The organism is Dickeya zeae NCPPB 2538 (assembly GCF_000406165.1).
Taxonomy (GTDB): Bacteria; Pseudomonadota; Gammaproteobacteria; order Enterobacterales; family Enterobacteriaceae; genus Dickeya; species Dickeya zeae.
Window position 1 is genome coordinate 2,765,105 of record NZ_CM001977.1, and the last position, 14,204, is coordinate 2,779,308.

General features: G+C 56.3%; 14 protein-coding genes. 12 read left to right on the top strand and 2 right to left on the bottom strand.

Translation table 11 applies throughout. The annotated features are described in order from the left end of the window. Positions 1–71 precede the first annotated feature (71 nt). Positions 72–1,025, bottom strand: coding sequence for an HTH-type transcriptional regulator Cbl (gene cbl / locus DZE2538_RS12120; RefSeq protein WP_012885268.1), 954 nt, complete (start codon positions 1,023–1,025; stop codon positions 72–74). 299 nt (positions 1,026–1,324) lie between these two features. Here cbl and DZE2538_RS12125 point away from each other — a divergent pair, with 299 nt between their 5' ends. Then, positions 1,325–2,119 carry an FkbM family methyltransferase gene (locus DZE2538_RS12125; protein WP_038916470.1) on the top strand — a complete coding sequence of 265 codons (795 nt, stop codon included), beginning with the start codon at positions 1,325–1,327 and terminating at the stop codon, positions 2,117–2,119. Positions 2,120–2,161: 42 nt separating this feature from the next. Here the strand turns inward: DZE2538_RS12125 and hybG are convergent, their stop codons facing one another. Continuing rightward, positions 2,162–2,440 (bottom strand): hydrogenase maturation factor HybG, encoded by a 279-nt coding sequence (gene hybG, locus DZE2538_RS12130; protein ID WP_019844850.1) that lies wholly within the window; start codon positions 2,438–2,440, stop codon positions 2,162–2,164. Between the two features lie 407 nt (positions 2,441–2,847). Here hybG and DZE2538_RS12135 point away from each other — a divergent pair, with 407 nt between their 5' ends. From DZE2538_RS12135 to hycI, 11 genes are read left to right on the top strand one after another with little or no spacing between them, the layout of a single operon-like run. Beyond that, a complete protein-coding gene (locus DZE2538_RS12135; RefSeq protein WP_016943637.1) occupies positions 2,848–3,474 on the top strand; it encodes a 4Fe-4S dicluster domain-containing protein in 627 nt (208 codons plus the stop codon). Further along, positions 3,471–5,510, top strand: coding sequence for a hydrogenase 4 subunit B (gene hyfB, locus DZE2538_RS12140; protein WP_038916471.1), 2,040 nt, complete (start codon positions 3,471–3,473; stop codon positions 5,508–5,510). Before DZE2538_RS12135 ends, hyfB begins: the two co-directional genes overlap by 4 nt. An 11-nt stretch (positions 5,511–5,521) precedes the next feature. Further along, positions 5,522–6,469 (top strand): respiratory chain complex I subunit 1 family protein, encoded by a 948-nt coding sequence (locus tag DZE2538_RS12145; RefSeq protein ID WP_019844847.1) that lies wholly within the window; start codon positions 5,522–5,524, stop codon positions 6,467–6,469. 16 nt (positions 6,470–6,485) lie between these two features. After that, positions 6,486–7,925, top strand: a complete 1,440-nt coding sequence (locus DZE2538_RS12150; protein ID WP_019844846.1) for a hydrogenase 4 subunit D — start codon at positions 6,486–6,488, stop codon at positions 7,923–7,925. Between the two features lie 9 nt (positions 7,926–7,934). Further along, the gene (hyfE, locus tag DZE2538_RS12155) at positions 7,935–8,585 is read left to right on the top strand and encodes a hydrogenase 4 membrane subunit (protein ID WP_012885275.1); all 651 of its coding nucleotides are present in this window, start codon (positions 7,935–7,937) and stop codon (positions 8,583–8,585) included. Positions 8,586–8,589: 4 nt separating this feature from the next. Continuing rightward, a complete protein-coding gene (locus tag DZE2538_RS12160) occupies positions 8,590–10,215 on the top strand; it encodes a hydrogenase 4 subunit F (RefSeq protein WP_038913627.1) in 1,626 nt (541 codons plus the stop codon). Beyond that, a complete protein-coding gene (locus DZE2538_RS12165; RefSeq protein ID WP_019844844.1) occupies positions 10,208–11,935 on the top strand; it encodes a hydrogenase large subunit in 1,728 nt (575 codons plus the stop codon). Before DZE2538_RS12160 ends, DZE2538_RS12165 begins: the two co-directional genes overlap by 8 nt. Positions 11,936–11,945: 10 nt before the next feature. Next, complete coding sequence (hyfH, locus tag DZE2538_RS12170) at positions 11,946–12,515, top strand: hydrogenase 4 subunit H (protein WP_016943631.1); 570 nt, start codon at positions 11,946–11,948, stop codon at positions 12,513–12,515. Further along, positions 12,512–13,300, top strand: coding sequence for an NADH-quinone oxidoreductase subunit B family protein (locus DZE2538_RS12175; protein ID WP_012885279.1), 789 nt, complete (start codon positions 12,512–12,514; stop codon positions 13,298–13,300). The genes hyfH and DZE2538_RS12175 overlap by 4 nt, the downstream gene beginning before the upstream one ends. Continuing rightward, a complete protein-coding gene (locus DZE2538_RS12180; protein ID WP_016943629.1) occupies positions 13,300–13,698 on the top strand; it encodes a formate hydrogenlyase maturation HycH family protein in 399 nt (132 codons plus the stop codon). Before DZE2538_RS12175 ends, DZE2538_RS12180 begins: the two co-directional genes overlap by 1 nt. Further along, complete coding sequence (hycI, locus tag DZE2538_RS12185; protein WP_080638984.1) at positions 13,691–14,191, top strand: hydrogenase maturation peptidase HycI; 501 nt, start codon at positions 13,691–13,693, stop codon at positions 14,189–14,191. The genes DZE2538_RS12180 and hycI overlap by 8 nt, the downstream gene beginning before the upstream one ends. Positions 14,192–14,204: the final 13 nt, after the last annotated feature.

Genomic DNA, 14,204 nt, shown 5'->3' on the forward strand with positions numbered 1-14,204 from the left:
TAAGCCTGATATGGCTCATACAAATCGAGGCGAAACGCAGCGTAGCCCACCGTTCGGGCATCAATCAGCGATTAGATCTGATAATCGATCGCCACCTCGTTCTCCTCGGCAAACACCCGTGCTTTTATCTCATCCGGCGTTAGCTCCGGGTTACATAACTGAATAAACTTCCACGTGTAGTTGCGCTGCAACTGGCCGCGTTTCAGGCCAAGCCAGACGGTGTTGGCTTCAAACAGGTGGCGGGCATCCAACCGAACCAGACCGGGGTCACGCGTGGCGTCGAACGACATATCCGCCACAATCCCCACGCCTAACCCCAGTTCAACATAGGTTTTGATCACATCAGAGTCTTGTGCGCTGATAGAAATATGCGGTGTCAGGCCCGCAGCAGTGAACGCCCGGTCAATGCGTGAGCGGCCGGTAATGCCCTGACGATAGGTAATTAACGGTACTGCGCTCAGTTTGTCGAGCGTTATGACCGGCTCTTGCGCCAGTGCATGCCCTTCCGGCAACAGAATAGCGTGATGCCAGCGGTACCAGGGAAATGCGGCCAGTGAGGTAACATTGATCAGTTGTTCAGTGGCGATCCCGATATCCGCTTCACCGGATTCCAGCATCGCGACGATCTCATCCGGCGTTCCCTGATTCAGCACCACTTGAACCTGCGGATAAAGCGCGCGGAATGCTTTGATGACCCCCGGCAGGCTGTAGCGCGCCTGAGTATGGGTTGTGGCGATAACCAGTTGCCCGACATCGTTATCGCTAAAAAGGTTCGCCAACCGCCGGATATGGTTGGCATCGTTAAGGATACGCTCGGCCATCACCAGCAGCTCTTTACCCGGTTCCGTCATCCCCAGTAAGCGTTTACCGCGACGGATAAATATCTCAATCCCCAGTTCTTCTTCCAGTTCGCGAATGTGACGACTTACTCCAGACTGGGAGGTGAACAGGGTATTGGCAACCTCGGTCAGGTTATAGTTGCATCGCGCCGATTCGCGGATGATCTTCAATTGTTGAAAGTTCACGCCTTGTCCTTTGTCTGTCATTCTCGTTATCACTATTCATACGAAGTATTGTTATTCCATACAAATAAGGAAAAATTACTATTTATAATTTTTTGAGATATAACAGCACGCATGATTCCCCTTTCTACTCGACAGGAAAAAAGTGTTGTAAACGAAAGCATGGTGAATTAAGACGCCAAAACTACACAGTAAAACCCACACAATTTGTAATCTGTCATCGTGGTGGCATTCTCGCCAACCTTTACTAAGCTTATGCCGAGTTATCTCTTACTTTACGCTTATTTAACTAAGGCGGCTTTATGTTACCGAGGGTTCATTTAGTTAATTCATCGCAAGGAAGTTTTTTAACACTAGGCCAGGATCTGATAACACAACATCTCACAACCAAGGATGAATGGGAAAAATGGTTATATCTCGTCACTAATGAATTTACCTCGGAATTCGATTCCCCGGTTATTTTTGACATTGGTGCTAATCTGGGTGCTTATACCGTACCGGTCGCAAACGAAATAGAGAAACAAGGTGGCGTTGTTTATTCGTTCGAACCGCAGAAATTTGTGTATTACCAGCTATGCGGCAACATCTTCTTAAACCGGCTGAGTAACGTCACTGCGCTCAATAAGGCCGTTGGCAGTGAGGATGGAGTCATTGAAATCCCTATTCCTGATTACCAGAAAATGGCCAATGCCGGTGCATTTTCAATGGTGGATGAGTATAGAAAGCGTAATGGCATAAGCGGATGCATGTCGAAAGAAACGCATTTCGTGCAGGTCATCAAGCTCGACGATCTTCTGTTTAACGAAAAAACTCGTTTTGTAAAAATAGACGTAGAAGGTCTGGAATTAGACGTACTAAAAGGTGCTGTCGGTTTTCTGGAGCATAACAATTTTCCGCCCTTCTCATTTGAAGCCTGGAATACCCATTGGTTCGCCGAGAAAAAACAAGAACTGTTATCATTTATAATACATATGGGCTACACCATAGAGCACATTTATAACGATGACTATATTGCGCATCACCCCAAAAATGATGCAAAAGTAGATTTTAATCGGGATAGCAACAGAACATTACAGTCCGTATGTCGAGCTAAATAAGCAAGATGTCAGAGCCATAATGTCAGTTATGGCTCTACTCCTTCAAATCGATCGGGTCAAAAAATCGCTCACATCTGACTCGACTTCTTCCATCTGCCGCAACGCATCCAGCGTGTCGCGCGCTTCTTGTTCATCCAGCCGACTCATGGCAAAACCGACGTGTACCAGCACCCACTGGCCTATTAACGTGGCAGGCGATTGCCCCTCGTCCTGCACCAGCGTCACATTCACTTCTCGGCGCACACCACAAACATCAACCCATGCCAGTTGATGATCCGCTGATGCCCACTCCACCACCTGCCCCGGAATTCCCAGACACATAACACCCATCCTGTTCGTTAGTCACCTTTCTCCCTGACAGCTTAAGCAAATTTGATGCCAGCTGACATGATCCTGCGCAGCCTGGGCGCTGTCGCGAAATCGAACCACTGTCAGTTGTCTCTCTCCTGGCCGTCAGGCCGCTACACACCGGGCTACTCGTCAAATCTGTCGGCAATGACCTTCCTGCCGACGGAGCTAACGCACTGTCGAGGGTGACGACAATCGCGTAATGGTTCGTCGAAAAACATCGTCACTAATGTCGAACGACAATGGTCAGCAGGGATGAAATTCATTCCACACCAATCATAACCACATGATTATTAAAATCATTATACCCATATTTTTCTTATGGCATGGAATATGCTTGGGGCGAAGTAAACATTTCTATCACCCCGGAGGGTATGGCTATGAACCGCTTCGTCATTGCGGAGCCAACACGTTGTATCGGATGCAACACTTGCATGGCGGCCTGTACACAAGTGCACCGACAGGCTGGGTTGCAGTCTCATCCGAGACTGACCGTTGAGCGTGACGCCGGAGGCACCGCCCCAGTGCTGTGTCGCCATTGTGAAGACGCGCCCTGCGCGAAAGTTTGTCCAGTCAATGCCATCACGCATCAGGACAACGCCGTGTTGCTGGATGAAAACACCTGTATCGGCTGCAAACTCTGCGCCATCGCCTGCCCGTTTGGTGCTATCACGCCATCTGGCAGCACCCCGCTGGCGACACCGACGGCGTTTGACCAACACATCCCGCTGACATTGCTGTCCGATGTCCCCGTCAGCTTGCCGTCAGTGCATCCGATGCTGTCGTGGAACGCCGGGGTTCGCAGCATCGCGGTGAAATGCGACCTGTGTGATTTTCGCGAACAAGGGCCGGAATGCGTACGCGTCTGCCCGACCCACGCGTTGTATCTGGTAGATGACACCACGCTGGACGATGCTATCGCCGCTAAACGCCGTCAGGCCGCACAATGGCCGCAGGGCAACGTCCCTTTCCCTCCCACAGGGGCTGACAGGGAGCAAAACCTATGATGACCGCATTGCAATTATTCACGCCACTGCAATGGTTGGGGCTGTCGTTGGCGCTGTATCTGGCAGGAGCAGTGCTTTCACTGCTGTGCTGCCGTCAGGAGTCGCTGGCTATCCGCTTAAGCGGGCTGTGTGCGCTGGCAGGAGGGTGTGCCGGCGTACTGGCCGCCGCCCCGGTACTGCTCGGCGGCGATGTGCTGACCGCCGTATTCGCCGGGCCGTTTGACGCTTTCGCTCACCTGACGCTGCGCTTTGACACACTCGCGGCGTTTATGACGTTAGTGATTTCGCTACTGGTAGCGGTATCTGCGTTGTATTCACTGGCCTATCTGGAAGAGTATCGCGGACGCGGTGCCTGGGCGATGGGGTTCTTCATGAACCTGTTTGTCGCCTCGATGGTCGCGCTGGTGATCGTGGATAACGCGTTCTACTTCATTGTGCTGTTCGAGGTGATGTCGCTCAGCTCCTACTTCCTGGTCATTGCCGATCAGGATGACGAAGCCGTCAGCGCCGGGTTGCTCTACTTCCTGATTGCCCACGCCGGTTCCGTGCTGATTATGGCGGCGTTCTTCCTGCTCTATCGCCACAGCGCCAGCCTCGACTTCGCGGATTTCCGCCACGCGTCGTTGTCGGCTCCTCAGGCTTCCGCGGTATTCCTGCTGGCGTTTTTCGGTTTTGGTGCCAAAGCCGGGATGCTACCGTTACACGGCTGGCTGCCCCGTGCACACCCGGCCGCCCCATCGCACGCCTCCGCACTCATGTCTGGTGTGATGGTGAAGATCGGGGTGTTCGGTATCATCAAAGTCGGTATTGATTTACTCGGGGCGACAGAGACCTGGTGGGGCGTCGTCGTGCTGGCATTCGGCGCGGTTTCATCAGTGCTGGGTGTGCTGTACGCACTGGCCGAACATGACATCAAGCGTCTGCTAGCGTACCACACGGTAGAAAACATCGGCATCATTCTGATGGGCGTCGGCGCCGGCATGATCGGTATCGCCACCCATCATCCGCTGCTGGCGTTGCTGGGCCTGCTGGGTGGCTTGTATCACCTGCTCAATCATGCGGTGTTCAAGGGATTGCTGTTCCTCGGTGCCGGTGCGGTTATCTACCGCGTCCACACCAAAGACATGGAAAAAATGGGCGGACTGGCGCGGTTGATGCCAAAAACCGCACTGGCGTTTCTGGTGGGTTGTATGGCGATATCCGCCCTGCCGCCTCTCAATGGCTTCGTCAGTGAATGGTTTACCTACCAGTCGCTGTTCACCCTCAGCCATAACGGCGGCATGGGTCTGCGACTGGTCGCCCCGATTGCCATCGTGATGCTGGCCATCACCGGTGCGCTGGCGGCGATGTGCTTCGTCAAAGTGTATGGCATTAGCTTCTGTGGCGCACCGCGCAGTGAAAAAGCTTCGCACGCCCGTGAAGTCCCTTGGCCGATGACACTCGCCATGCTGCTGCTGGCACTGCTATGCATCCTGCTTGGCATCGGTGCCAGTGTGGTGGCACCGGTCATTACCCGTATCGCTGCCGACCTGGCACACACCCCGACGGTCGCCATGGCGCAAGGACTGGGCGTATTCCCCGGCGACAGTCAGCAGACCAGCCTCAACACCCCGCTGATCTTCATTCTGCTGCTGGCGCTGCCGTTGTTGCCGCTGATGATTTACAGCCTGCTGCGTGGTTCTCGCCTCGACTTTCGCCAGAAAGGTACCCCCTGGGCCTGCGGCTATGGCTACGAACAAGCCATGTCAGCGTCTGCCGGTAGCTTTACCCAGCCGTTGCGGGTGATGTTCGCCCCACTCTATCGCGTGCGTAAAACCCTCAACCCAGCCCCCGCCATGCAGCAGGCGCTGGAGAAAACCACGCAAGCAGCAGCGCGTGCCGAACCTGTCTGGGACGATCATGTGGTCATGCCGGTTGTCAGCATCGTGCAACGCATCAGTCGGGCGGTGCAATGGATTCAGCACGGCGATTTTCGGGTGTACTGCCTGTATGTCGTGGCGGCGCTGGTGGCCCTGCTGCTGGTCACTCTGGTTTAAGGAGACGGAACATGACTCACGGTTCACTCATATTTCCGCTGCTGTGCGCGCTGTTGCAAGCCGTACTGCTGATGGCGGTGGCACCGCTGCTGTCCGGTCTGTCGCGTGTGCTGCGCGCCAAAATGCACTCACGACAGGGGCCAGGGCTGCTGCAGGATTATCGTGACATCGTCAAACTGCTGCGACGCCAGGAAGTGGCACCTCAGCACAGCGGTGGCGTCTTTCGCCTAATGCCATTCATCCTGCTCGGCACCATGCTGCTGGTGGCAATGACGTTGCCAGCGATGACCGACGCGTCGCCGTTCGGCGCAGCGGGGGATGTCATCACCCTGCTGTACCTGTTTGCGGTATTTCGCTTTTTCTTTTCACTGTCTGGTCTCGACTCCGGCAGCACCTTCGCCGGTATCGGTGCCAGCCGCGAGCTGACGCTCGGTATTCTGGTAGAGCCGATTCTGATGCTCGCGCTGCTGGTGGTAGCACTGGTGGCCGGTTCCACCAATATCGGCAACATCAGCATCAAACTGGCGAGCGGTCACTGGGTCTCCCCTACCGCTACCGTGCTGGCTTTATTGGCCTGTGCGTTCGCCACCTTCATTGAAATGGGCAAAATCCCGTTCGATGTCGCGGAAGCCGAACAGGAACTACAGGAAGGGCCGCTGACCGAATACGCCGGTGCCGGGCTGGCGCTGGTGAAATGGGGCATCAGCCTCAAACAAGTGGTGGTCGCTACGCTGTTTCTGTCGATTTTCGTGCCGTTCGGCAAAGCAGAGACGTTGTCTGTCGCCTGCCTGCTGTGGGGTGCGCTGGCGCTGTTCATCAAGCTGGTGGTGGTGTTTGTCATCGCTGCGGCTATCGAAAACAGCCTGGCGCGCGGGCGCTTCCTGCTGACCGGCCGAGTTACCTGGCTCGGATTCGGTGTCGCGGCGCTGGCGTTCGTTTTCTACCTGACTGGATTATAAGGAGTCGACATCCATCATGGAGAATATTGCTCTTGCCACCCTACTGCTGCCGTTTCTCGGCGCGCTGCTGATAGCGTTTGCACCGCAGCGCCTGGCCAAAGGGTTATGTACGCTGTTCGCCCTGCTGGCGACGCTCGGTATGGCGCTGCTGGCCTGGCGCTATTTCGATGGCGGAAAAACCGATTTGGTCGTGCCGCTTTATCGTTACGGTCAGGCAGATTTATTCGGTTTCGTGTTCGACCGCATCAGCCTGTTGATAGGCTTTGCGGTGGTCTCCCTCGGTTTCCTGGTGAGCCTCTATTCCTGTGGCTACCTGACGCTGGGCAACCGCGAACACCCGCACGATGGCAGCAATCGCTACTACGCGTTTTTGCTGGTATTCATCGGTGCGATGGCCGGGTTAACACTGTCATCCACCATCCTTGGTCAACTGCTGTTCTTTGAAATTACCGGCGGTTGTTCCTGGGCGTTGATCGGCTACTACCAGAAACCGAAGTCACTGCGTTCCGCGCTCAAAGCGCTGCTGGTGACCCACGTCGCTTCTGTGGGCTTGTATCTGGCTGCGGCCTGGCTGTTCGCCACCACCGGTACCTTCGCGCTCAGTGCCATCGCGCAACTGGACGACAGCAGCAAAATCATAGTCTTCAGCGGCATTCTGTTCGCCGCCTGGGGTAAATCAGCCCAGTTGCCACTGCATGTCTGGTTGCCGGATGCGATGGAAGCGCCGACACCGGTGAGTGCGTATCTACACGCCGCCTCAATGGTGAAAGTCGGCGTGTATATCTTCGCCCGCGCGATTTTGTCCGCCGTTGAGGTGCCACATGTTATCGGTGTGGTTGGCGTCATCATGGCGACGATCACGCTGGTGTACGGCTTCCTGATGTATCTGCCGCAAAAAGACATGAAGCGACTGCTGGCGTACTCCACTATCACCCAGCTGGCTTACATTTTCCTGGCGCTGTCGCTGTCCATCTTCGGTTCGCGCATGGCCTTTGACGCCGGTATGGCCTACATCTTCAACCATGCTTACGCCAAGAGCCTGTTCTTCCTGGTGGCTGGTGCGCTCAGCTACAGCTGTGGTACCCGCATGCTGCCGCAGTTACGCGGCATGATGGCCCGCCTGCCACTGCTGGGTATCGGCTTTTGTGTCGCGGCGCTGGCGATCACCGGCGTTCCCCCGTTCAACGGCTTTTTCAGCAAGTTTCCGCTGTTTGCCGCCGGGTTTGCGCTTTCCAACGACATCTGGTGGTTACTGCCGTTGATGATAGTCGTACTGGTGGAGTCGGTCGCCAGCTTTGCCTGGTTCCTCTACTGGTTTGGTCGCACGGTGCCGGGCGAGCCCTCCGAGGAAGTGGCATCCGCAACGCCAGTGCCGATGTCGATGAACCTGGTGCTGCTGGTGCTGATAGTGATGTCGCTGTGCTCCAGCGTTATCGCCGCACTCTGGCTGAAATAAGGAACTCCCATGACTGGATCACTTCTCGTCAATAATCTGGCAGGTTTGCTGATCATCACCTCGTTGCTGGTGATCGCGGCCAGAAAACCTACGGTGTCCGCCGCGCTGTATGCATTACAGTCGCTGGTGCTGGTGCTTATCTTTATCTCGCTGGGTGGACTACTCGGCTCGCATGAGCTGTATCTGTGGTCACTGACCGCCTTTATCACCAAGGTGGTGATGGTCCCCGCCATTATGAGCTTTGCTTTCTGCCGACTGGCCGACCCGAAAGCCGATGGCGGTGTGATTGGCACCGCCACATTGATACTGATCGCCACCTTGATTGTGCTACTGAGCTACTTTGCCGTCTCACCGGTGAAACTGCCGATGGTCAATGACCTCAAGCCGGTGCTGGCGGTCTCACTCGGCCACTTCCTGATTGGCCTGCTGTGCATCGTCAGCCAGCGCAACATCCTCAAACAGGTGTTTGGTTACTGCTTAATGGAGAACGGCGCTCACCTGACGCTGGCGCTGCTGGCTTACCGCGCGCCTGAACTGGTGGAAATCGGCATCGCGACCGACGCTATCTTCGCTGTTATCGTGATGGCGCTGATGGCACGCAAAATCCACCGCACGCTGCACACGCTGGATGTTCAGCAACTGACTGCGTTGAAAGGATGAAACCATGACGACTTTGGATCTTTTTTCCCTGCTGCTGGGTGTGCCGTTTGTCGTCGCCCTGCTGGCGTTCGCCTGCCGCTTTACTGGCGCGGCAGCACGCTCGCTAGTGAGCCTGATTCATCTGGCAGGCATCAGCGCCCTGCTGCTGGTGGCATTACTGGTAGTCTGGACTGTCTACCAGCAAGGTGAATTGCTGGCAGCACATCGCTGGCTGCACCTCGACAGCCTGAGTGCGCTATTCCTGGCGATTCTTGGCGTCATCGGCTTTCTTACCGGCCTCTACTCAATGGGGTACATGCGCCACGAAGTCGACAGCGGCGAAGTCAGCGTTACCACGCTGTGCCACTACTACGGCTTCTTCCATCTGTTCCTGTTCACCATGTTGCTGGTGATCACCAGTAATAACCTGATCCTGATGTGGGCGGCGATTGAAGCCACTACCTTGAGTTCAGCGTTTCTGGTGGGGCTGTACGGTCAGCGTTCCTCGCTGGAAGCGGCCTGGAAATACATCATTATTTGTACCGTCGGCGTTGCGTTCGGTCTGTACGGTACAGTTCTGGTGTATGCCAACGCCGCCAACGTGATGGCAGAACCGGGCAATGCCATTTTCTGGACGGAAGTACTCAAGCACGCCGGTGAGCTGGACAGCACGCTGATGCATCTGGCATTTATCTTTATTCTGATCGGGTTCGGTACCAAGACCGGCCTGTTCCCGATGCATGCCTGGTTACCGGATGCCCACAGTGAAGCGCCAAGCCCGACCAGTGCCCTGCTCTCTGCGGTACTGCTCAACTGCGCACTGTTGGTTATCGTGCGCTACACCATCCTGATCAGTGCGGCCATCGGCCCGGAATTCCCGCAACGGCTGTTGCTGGTCTTCGGTCTGCTGTCGGTAGCTGTCGCGGCGTTCCTGATTCTGGTGCAGCGCGACATGAAACGTCTGCTGGCCTATTCCAGTGTGGAAAACATGGGATTGATCGCCGTCGCCCTCGGCATCGGTGGCCCGCTCGGCATTCTGGCAGCACTGCTGCATACCCTGAATCACAGTCTGGCGAAAACCCTGCTGTTCTGCGGTTCCGGTAACGTACTGCTGAAATACGGCACCCGCGATATGGATGCGGTGAAAGGCATCCTGCGTGTTGCGCCGATTACCGGCGCACTGTTGGCTGGTGGCGCACTGGCGCTTGGCGGCATGCCGCCATTCAACGTGTTCCTGAGTGAATTTATGACGGTAACCGCCGGTATCCATGCAGGCCATTTACCGTTGGTGCTGGTGTTACTGGTGCTATTGACCGTGGTGCTCGCCGGGCTGGTGCGCATGATCGCCACCAGTGTGCTGGGTAGCAAGCCGGAAGCGGTCAGTAAAGGCGAGCTGGGCTGGCTCACCACCGCGCCGATGCTGATCCTGCTGGTATTAATGCTGGTGATGGGTACCCGCATTCCGCAGCCGGTTACCCATTTACTTGAGCGCGCTACGGCCATTGTGTTGAACGGTAATGCGTTGAACGGCAATCAAGCCGGTGAACAGGGACAACCCAGCATGGGCTGGCCCGCGCTGAGCGCACGCACACCAGATACCGCACCTGCTTCATCGTTAACCCCTTCCCGTCAGGAGATGTACCGTGATTAATTCATCCAACGCGACCAACGCTGAAAATCTGGGCGCGAATTATGTCGCTCATGTCAGACAGCAATTCCCGACGGCGATTCTGGAAGAAGAACGGCAAACCGCCAACCAATTGACGATCACCGTCAAACTGCATCAGTTGCCGGAAGTCGTCGAATACCTTTACTACCAGCACGGCGGTTGGTTGTCCGTCTTGTTTGGTAACGACGAACGCACCCTCAACGGCCATTTCGCCATCTACTATGTGCTGTCGATGGAACAGGGTGAGAAGTGCTGGGTGGTAGTGAAAGCGCTGGTTAACCCGACCGTGCCGGAATTCCCCTCGGTGACACCGCGTGTGCCTGCCGCCGTGTGGGGCGAGCGTGAAGTGCGTGATATGTACGGGCTGATTCCGGTCGGCCTGCCGGATGAGCGCCGACTGGTGCTGCCGGATGACTGGCCGGACGAACTCTACCCGCTGCGTAAAGACGCCATGGATTACCGCCAGCGCCCGGCCCCTACTCGTGATGACGAATCCTACACCTTTATTAATGAAGCCACCGGCGACAGCCGTGTCGTGCCTATCGGCCCCATGCATATCACGTCCGATGAACCGGGGCATTTCCGGTTGTTCGTCGACGGTGAGCAAATCATTGATGCAGATTACCGCCTGTTCTACGTGCATCGCGGTATGGAAAAGCTGGCGGAAACCCGCATGGGTTACAACGAAGTCACGTTCCTGTCCGACCGGGTGTGCGGCATCTGTGGTTTCACCCACAGCGTGGCCTATACCTCGTCTATCGAGAATGCGTTAGGTGTGATAGTACCCGCCCGCGCCCACACGATCCGCAGCATTCTGCTGGAGGTGGAGCGTCTGCACAGTCACCTGCTGAACATCGGGCTGTCCAGCCACTTTGTAGGTTTCGACACCGGCTTCATGCAGTTCTTCCGGGTGCGTGAGAAATCTATGCAAATCGCCGAAATGCTGACCGGGGCGCGTAAAACCTACGGCCTGAATCTGATTGGCGGTATTCGCCGCGACATCCTGAAAGAAGACCGGCTGAAAACCATCAAACTGATTCGTGAAATGCGCGAAGAAGTTACACAACTGACGGACATGCTGCTGGGCACTGCCAACATGACGCAACGTACCCAGGGTATCGGCGTGCTGGACCGTCAGATCGCGCGTGACTACAGCCCGGTAGGCCCGATGATTCGCGCCAGCGGCTTCCAGCGCGATGTGCGTGTCGACCATCCGTTCTCCGGCTATCTGGACCTGCCGATGGAACTGCATCACCTGGACGGTGGCGACGTCTACTCCCGTGTACTGGTGCGAGTACGCGAAGTGTTCACCTCGCTGGCGATGATTGAATTCGGGCTGGACAACATGCCGGAAGGGCCAATCCTCAACGAGCACATCAACTATCAACCGCATAAGTTTGCGCTGGGCTTTACCGAAGCGCCGCGCGGTGAAGACATCCACTGGAGTATGACCGGCGATAACCAGAAGCTGTTCCGCTGGCGCTGCCGTGCCGCCACCTATGCCAACTGGCCGGTGCTGCGCTTTATGCTACGCGGCAACACCATTTCGGATGCGCCGCTGATCATCGGCAGCCTTGACCCCTGCTACTCCTGTACCGACCGAGTCACACTGGTGGACGTCCGTAAAAAGAAAATCACCACCGTGCCGTATAAAGAGATCGAACGCTACGGGCTGGAACGTACCCGCTCGCCGCTGAAATGAGGGAGGCCCCATGATTAAATTGTTTAAAACCATCCTCAAGGCAGGCAACAGTACGGTGAAATACCCGTTCGCGCCGCTGGCGGTACCCACCGGATTTCGCGGCAAACCGGAGTATGACCCGGAGCAGTGTATCGGTTGTGCTGCTTGTACCATGGCCTGCCCGGCGAATGCCCTGACGATGGCCAACGATCTGGACAACGGCACCCGTACCTGGCAACTGTTCCTCGGCCGCTGCATATTCTGCGGCCGTTGTGAAGAAGTGTGCCCGACCCGCGCCATCGTGTTGTCGCAAGAGTTTGAAATGGCGGTCGCCAACAAGGCCGACCTGTATCAGCGTGCCACCTTCCGTCTACTAAACTGCCATGTTTGCCAACAGCCGTTCGCCCCGCAAAAAGAAGTGGAGTACGCCATGGCGCTGCTGGCACACGCAGGGGTACCGGAAAATGAGGTGGAAGCACGCCGCCACCAGTTTGAAACCTGTCCGGACTGCAAACGCAAACAGAACATGAACCATCAGGGCAACGTGCAGCTCAGCCAGCACCTGTCCGCCCCGTCCACTCACAAGGGGAATGCACAATGAGTATGCTGCCCAATGGGGTCGACCATTACCAGACCACTCCAATTACGCTGGACGAACACGCTCAGCAGTTGAAAAAAACGCTGCTGAAAGATATTAAGCGTTCCGCCTACGTTTACCGTGTGGACTGCGGCGGCTGCAACGGTTGCGAGATAGAAATTTTCTCTGCCATTACGCCGCTGTTCGACGCCGAACGTTTCGGTATCAAGGTGGTGGCGTCACCACGCCATGCCGATATTCTGCTGTTCACCGGTGCGGTCACCCGCGCGATGCGCACACCGGCGTTACGTGCCTATGAGTCCGCGCCGGACCCGAAAATCTGTATTTCGTACGGTGCCTGCGGTTGCGGCGGCGGCATCTTCCACGACTTGTACTGTGTATGGGGTGGCAGCGACAAAATTGTGCCGATCGATGTGTATATCCCCGGCTGCCCGCCGACGCCTGCCGCAACGATTTACGGTTTTGCGGTCGCACTGGGGCTGCTGGAGCAAAAACTGCACGGCAGCGACCACCAGCAGGGCGACAATGAGAAAGCCGCACTGATTCATCCGGCACTGCCGCTGGATTTACGCGTGCAGGTAGAACGGGAAGCCCGTCTGATGGCGGGGTACCGTCAGGGGCGGGAAATCAGCGATCGTTTCCTTGGCCTGCTGGAAAACCAGCCGCTGGAAGGGTTTGAGCAGCGCGTTACCGGCTGGCTTGATCAGCACAACGACCCACGGCTGAACGAAATCGCTGGCCGGTTGCTGCGCATCTACCATGCCATGTTAAATGGGGAGATCCTGTGATGAGCAGTGTGCGTTTCTATGCCCTGAACCGCAAATTTCTCGACAGCCGCGACAAAATACCGGAACAGGCGCAACAGGTGATGTACTACTCGCTGGCGATTGGTCATCACGTTGGCGTCATCGACTGCCTGAAGCAGGTATTGCAGTGCCCGCTGGCGGACTTCGAAGGTTGGGTCGGCCAGTTGAGCGATGACGAAGCCCGCCGCAAAATGCTCGGCCTGTTACGCTTTGGTGAGATAACCATCGACCATACCCACACCGCCCTGCTGGGCGGTGCTTTCAGCGCGTTGGCTCAACACGACAGTCACCCGGAATGGACCGCGACATTGATGGAGTATCTCGCCGCGATGCAACGGGAACCAGCTCTTTATCTGATGGTGAAACGTATCGATGACTGAACATCTGCACAATGAAGCGCCACTGTATATCGAAAATATCGTGCTGGCGGTCGGCAATACCCTGATGGGGGATGATGGCGCAGGCCCGCTGTTGGCAGAGCGGATGAACCAGCATCCGGTGGCGGGCTGGTCAGTCATCGACGGCGGAGCCATTCCGGAAAATGCGGCACACACACTGCGGGAACTCAAACCCCGTCGCCTGCTGGTGGTGGATGCCACCGATATGGGGCTGGCACCAGGTGAAATCCGTATCGTCGACCCGGACCGCATCGCCGAAGACATGCTGATGAATACCCACAGCCTGCCGCTGAACTATCTGATCGATAGCCTGAAGGAAGATATTCCCGAAGTGATTTTCGTCGGTATTCAACCAGCACTGGTGGCGTTTTATTTCCCGATTAGTCCGGAAGTCACCCGAGCGGTGGAACAGCTATACCAACGCCTTGAAGGCTGGGAAGGGAACGGCGGGTTTGAGGTGCTGAGCGCACACTGAGCCATCAACATAC